Source organism: Calothrix rhizosoleniae SC01, from assembly GCF_900185595.1.
Taxonomy (GTDB): Bacteria; Cyanobacteriota; Cyanobacteriia; order Cyanobacteriales; family Nostocaceae; genus Calothrix_A; species Calothrix_A rhizosoleniae.
Map to the genome: position 1 here is coordinate 1 of NZ_FYBH01000170.1, position 5,682 is coordinate 5,682.

7 protein-coding genes are annotated in these 5,682 nt (G+C 42.5%); all 7 read right to left on the reverse strand.

Annotation, left to right across the window (positions count from 1 at the left end; genetic code table 11):
• A partial coding sequence (locus CALSC_RS28170) for a GntR family transcriptional regulator (RefSeq protein WP_143288214.1) occupies nucleotides 1-169 on the reverse strand: 169 nt, incomplete at its 3' end.
• 45 nt (nucleotides 170-214) lie between these two features.
• A complete protein-coding gene (locus tag CALSC_RS10350) occupies nucleotides 215-898 on the reverse strand; it encodes a hypothetical protein (protein WP_088241273.1) in 684 nt (227 codons plus the stop codon).
• Between the two features lie 131 nt (nucleotides 899-1,029).
• Nucleotides 1,030-2,643 carry an iron uptake porin gene (locus CALSC_RS10355; RefSeq protein ID WP_088241277.1) on the reverse strand — a complete coding sequence of 538 codons (1,614 nt, stop codon included), beginning with the start codon at nucleotides 2,641-2,643 and terminating at the stop codon, nucleotides 1,030-1,032.
• 102 nt (nucleotides 2,644-2,745) lie between these two features.
• Nucleotides 2,746-3,894 (reverse strand): alpha-D-ribose 1-methylphosphonate 5-triphosphate diphosphatase, encoded by a 1,149-nt coding sequence (locus tag CALSC_RS10360; protein ID WP_088241274.1) that lies wholly within the window; start codon nucleotides 3,892-3,894, stop codon nucleotides 2,746-2,748.
• Between the two features lie 29 nt (nucleotides 3,895-3,923).
• Nucleotides 3,924-4,667, reverse strand: coding sequence for a phosphonate C-P lyase system protein PhnL (gene phnL, locus CALSC_RS10365; protein ID WP_088241275.1), 744 nt, complete (start codon nucleotides 4,665-4,667; stop codon nucleotides 3,924-3,926).
• 6 nt (nucleotides 4,668-4,673) lie between these two features.
• Nucleotides 4,674-5,504, reverse strand: a complete 831-nt coding sequence (locus CALSC_RS10370; protein WP_088241276.1) for an ATP-binding cassette domain-containing protein — start codon at nucleotides 5,502-5,504, stop codon at nucleotides 4,674-4,676.
• Nucleotides 5,488-5,682, reverse strand: a 195-nt coding sequence (locus tag CALSC_RS10375; protein WP_200817611.1) for an alpha-D-ribose 1-methylphosphonate 5-phosphate C-P-lyase PhnJ, incomplete at its 5' end; no start/stop codon positions are given. The genes CALSC_RS10370 and CALSC_RS10375, both read right to left, overlap by 17 nt.

Below are 5,682 nucleotides of genomic sequence, written 5' to 3' on the forward strand. Positions count from 1 at the left end.
GGTTCAAGGCGTGGCGAATGGTAAGGCGATGGACTTGATACTGAGTAGCAAGTTGATGTTCGGAAGGGAGGCGATCGCCTGGTTGATACACACCGCTTTGAATCTCACCAATCAACTGATAGGCAATTTGGCGATATATAGGAGTTTTGGGACTCTCGTTGGTTGTCATCAGCAAAGGAAACAATTAGTCCAGTTCCCATATTATCTTGCTACATTAGATGTCAATTTTTAAGTCTATTACGCTTTCGCTATGGCTACCATGGCTACCAACTCGATATAGGGTAAGTCTGACAAATCTGCCGCTAATATTTAACTGTTGGGTTGGGATTGATTGTATCCATTTATCTAAGGCGATGGAAGTTAGGCAATCTCCAGTTTGCCCCAAGGTAAAATGTGGGTAAAAATCTTGTCCAATATATCTATAGCCATACTTTTGATAATTCAGAATTTCTGAGGCGGTATACCCAGACATATCTTTTTGGTGTTCGCTGATCTTAAGTACCATGGTATCTTTGAGAGCGTGAAAACAAAATTGGTGTGCCTGATGTCCAATAGTATTGGGATTCGGTTGGAGAAAATACCAACCAGGAGGTTTATAAACACATTTAAGCCAATGAAAAGTAAAAACTTCTGGCTGTTGCAGGTATGTCTGTTGCAAGTAATTTCTTAAGTCATATATTGACCGATACACCTGAGCCAAATCATTAAATCGCCCCTGTAGTAGAGTCATGTGAGGCAAATTAGTATCCTTGCCCAAAATTGGTTGTAATGGGCAAACAGCAGCAACTTGCTGCTGTAATGTGATGATTTCTTGGATCGTTGCATCATCGGGAATCATGGCAATTCCCAGTTTTGTGTTACATAATTGCGGCATAATTTTAGCATTTGCATCAACCATAATCTCCCCATCACCGCGTCCCCGCGTCTCCGTGTCCCCGTGTCTCCACTGCCTCTTTGGTCAGTCACATATGGTTTAAATAAAAAACCCGTCCTATGGACAGGCTTTTTACAGTCTAAGAATTGTAGATTTTAGAACTTAAAAGTTGTACGAACAGTACCTACGTAAATAGTATCGTTGTTGTTGTTGTGCTCGGGATTAAAGATTACGATCAAACCAGGGGTAACTTGAATGTTATCGGTGATCTGCATTTTATACAAACCTTCTAAGTGGAAAGAAGTATCATCATTTTCGTTAGCAGCAATGGAGTTATCGGTTACTTTGGGTGATTGACCGGCAATTATACCCAATACATTGCCTTCTCCACCGATATCTTTGATACCTACGTTAGCAGCCCAGTAGAAGATATCAGCATTTGCACCATCATTAGGGCCAGATAGAGCTTCAGCATTGGTTAAACCAGCCCAACCACTAACAACAATCTTGTCAGTAGCTCGGAAAGAAGCTTGGATACCGTAGTTATCCGATCTAGCTGCTGTATTGGGACCAAAAGGATTAGAAGCTAAGGCACTACCTGTGCTGCTTAGTAGGTTAATACCACTAGCACCGTTCTGGTAAGTACGAGCATAAGCAAAGCCAACGCCTAATTTATCAGTGGGCTTGAATTGTATCTGACCGAAGGCTGTGTTTGCACCATTGAATAAACCTTGTCCATCAGCAGGGTTATTTGCTTCGGTTGCATAGTAAGCAGCATCAAAGGTGAATTTACCCTTGGGATTGAAATTGATAGTGATACCTGAACCACCAGATGATTGACGGTAGATGGGGCTAAAACGTCCGTAACGAGACAAAGCACCTGTACCACTGCTCTTAAACAAGGGGTTGAAAGCGTTAACATTCTCGTATAAATTAGCACCAAGTGCGTCAATTTTTACCCGTACTTTATCGCCTAAGCTAAAAGCATAGTTGAGTTTATCTAATTGAACATTGTTACCATTATCACTATCAAAGCCCAAGCGGGTCATGTTAGTGCCAGTTACATTACGTCTAAATCTTGTAATGTTAGCTGCGAACAAACGGATTTGTAATTTATCTTCTCCAGTAAAGCTGGTTAACAAGTTCAACCGTACCCGATTGGAGAAGGTTACGTTATCCTCTAAGTCGGGGTTATTGTTCTCGTTGTTGTCTTGATCGGCTGCATTATCACCAAACGCACTAGACAAAGCAAAGATTGCTTCCCCTTTCAACTTAGTAGTGGTGGAAAACTGGTTTGCTTCCAATTCAGCAGTACGCGCTTCTAAGGAATCTACCCGACCGCGCAAGGTTGCTAATTCAGCGGAAAATTCTTCTTGCAATCTTTGTAAGGTAGCTAAGTCGTCTTTAGTTACCAAGTCAGCTGTAGCTGTGGCGATTAGCTCGTTAACTCGATCCAAACAAGCATTTAAACCAGCAGCAAACTCATAACGGGTTAAGGCACGATTTCCACGATATGTACCGTTAGGATAACCAGCAATACAACCATAACGCTCAACCAAGGATTGTAATGCTTGGAATGCCCAGTCTGTAGGCTGTACGTCAGAGAACTGGGACACAGAAGTAACCTGACCTATATCTTGAAAAGATTCCTGGGACAGTTGAGATACTGAAGTTACTTCTCCAGCGATCGCGACAGTGTTTGTCATTCCAAAGGTCGCTGCTAAAACTACAGGGCTAAGTTTCAAAGTATTCAAAAATAGTTTTGTCATGTCTATTAAGATCCAACTTTTGCTTTTTATTAATGTGACGATTTCTGGGATAGTTGCATCATCGGGAATCATCACAATTCCCAGCTTCCAGTTTTATTGGGTTCATATTGGGTAATGACATTGGTAAACAATTCGCCCTTCAACCCAAGTAGTTGTTACTTGAGGAAAGCCATGGGAACACCGTACAGCAATCAAATCAGCCCGTTTGCCCGGAGTAATTTCACCGCGATCGCTTAGATTTACAGCCTGTGCTGGATTATACGTCACAAGGGCGATGGCATCTGGTAATGACCAACCAACTAACTCAGGAATGCGAAATGCTGCTGCGAGTAAGCTTGCGGGTGAGTAATCGCCACAAAGAATATCCCCGACTTGATGCTTAATTGCATCTATTGCTTTGATGGAACCACTCTGACTTTGTCCCCGGAGTAAATTGGGGGCACCAAATATGGTTTGGAGTCCGGCTTTTTGGGCTGCTTGGGCTGTTTCCAGATTGATGGGAAATTCACTCAGATGTACTCCCAATGCTTGCATACTAGCAATTCTGTCGGGGGTATCATCATCATGACTGGCAATTTGTACCCCCAGGGATAAAGCCTGGGAAATTAAGGTTTTCACCCGTTCCAGGGCATCTGCTCCTTGGTCAATTTTTTTAATGGCTAGTGCTGACACTTCCGCAGCAGATTTGTTATATGTGCGGGACAAATAATTATGGTATGCTTGCATATCTTTAAATTGTCCCTGTCCTGGGGTATGGTCCATGAGGGAAATTAAGTGAATTGCATCTTCTTGCAACAAATTGAGTAGAATTGGTAACCCTGTAGGGTCGGTAATTTCGTAGCGACAATGGACTCGATTATTGACCAATGCTTGGGGCTGGTAATCATGGAGGGAACGCACAATTTGAGCCGCTTTTTCGTTGTTGCGAACGCCAAACTCTTCATGGGCAAAGGAAATGGCATGGAAGGGTGTGGTAATTCCTACAGAAGCATTTTGGCGATCTATTTGAGCGATCGCAAATTCCGTAGGAAAAAAAGCATGGGGACGGGGTTCAATTTCTTTTTCAATGGCATCGCAATGTAAATCTACTAACCCAGGTAGTAAATATTGACCATTTAAGGAAATAGACTCAACATTTTTAGTAGATTCGGGATTGATGGCAACAATATGTCCGTCTTCAATTAACACAGAAGCGTCATCAACAACTGTGTTAGCTGTAACTAAACAAGCATGGGTAAGATAAGTTTTCATATTAGTTATTAGTTAAATAAATGCAAAAATTAACTTGCTTGAACTATCACCACATCATCAGCGAGGGCTGCAATTAAATCTGGATCGTGAAAAACTGCCAATATCCCAGTACCTATCTGTTTAACGCTTTTAATTAACTCCATAACTAACAGACTGGTATCTGCATCTAAGCTAGCCGTTGGTTCATCAAGTAAGAGCAAACGGGGATTCGACACCATTCCCCGAGCTAAATTAACTCGTTGTTTTTCCCCTCCCGAAAAAGTCGCTGGAGAAATTTTCCACAATCTTTCCGGTAGCTGCATTTTTTGTAACAATATCGCTGCTTTATCCCTTGCTTCTGTGCGATTACATCCCAAATCAAACAGAGGTTTGGCTACCACATCCAAGGTTGTTTGACGGGGTAAACAATGGAGAAATTGGGTAACAAAACTGATTTCTTTGCGCCGTAAATTGAGGATTTCATATTCTTTGGCATTTGCAATATCGATCCAGGTTCCCTCTGTTGTGTAGTAATTAATCTCCCCAGACTGGGGTAAATAGGTGCGGTAAATACATTTCAGTAAGCTGGATTTCCCGGCTCCCGAAGATCCTGTTAAGGCGGTTAATTTTCCCGTCCTTACGGTAAAGGAAATCGATTGGACACCAGGTAAAACCTTACTTTGTTCATGCAGGGTAAAGTTTTTTGTCAGTCCCCGCACCCGCAAAATCAAGTCTAGGGAAGAATCATCTTTAGTTGATGAAATAGGTATTTGTTGAGCTTTTGAATCGAACATGGTTCTTTAAAGGGCTGATGACACTAACTGCTGAGTATAGGTATGTTGGGGATCTTCTAAAACTTGATCAGTTAATCCTATTTCCACCACTTGTCCATATTTCATTACCAATGTCCGCGATGCCAAGAGCCGAATTACCCCCAAATCGTGGGTGACAACTATCATTGCAACCCTAAGCTGTTGTTGGATTTCTAGAATTAAATCGAGAATTTTTGCTTGCACAGATAAATCCAAACCTGTTGTCACCTCATCTAAAAACAAGAGAGGGGGATCGGTTGCTAAAGCACGGGCAATTTGCACTCGCTGCTGCATTCCCCCAGAAAAGTTTGACGGTAGTTCATCCATGCGTTCTGGTAATACTTCCGTGCGATTGAGGAGATTACGGGCGCGATTGCGAATTACCCCATAGTTGAGTATGTCCGACATCAACAACCTTTCAGCAATATTACCCCCCGCCGAAACTCGAAAATTTAACCCAGAGTGGGGATTTTGATATACCATGCCAAAGCGGTGATTCCCCAGCCATCGCTGTTGAGCAGGGTTGAGTTGAAATAAGTCCTGGGGCTTGCCTTTGTCCCAAAATATAGCCTGACCGCTAGTGGGTACTTGGTCAAAATAAAGACATTTAATCAGAGTAGATTTACCGCTACCAGATTCCCCCATAATCCCTAAAATTTCCCCTGGATATAACTCAAAAGAGACTTGTTGCATGGCTACCACAGTGCCGCAATGGGGACAAATATTAGTATTAGCTTGGGCACCAGTACTGGTAAAACAAGCCGGACAACCAGCACCATAAATTTGGCTCAGTTCCCGTACTTCAAGAATTGGCTGCATGACTATCTCCCTGTGCTGACATCAACATTGTGTTGCAGTAGTCACTATCAGAACACTGATAAAGACAATTACCCTGGTCATCCAGAAACTCATCTAAAAAGCTGGTAGTGGAACCGCATCGATGGCAAGGACGACGTTTACCATCAGCATCGTCAAATTTCTCTACCCGGAAGGGGCT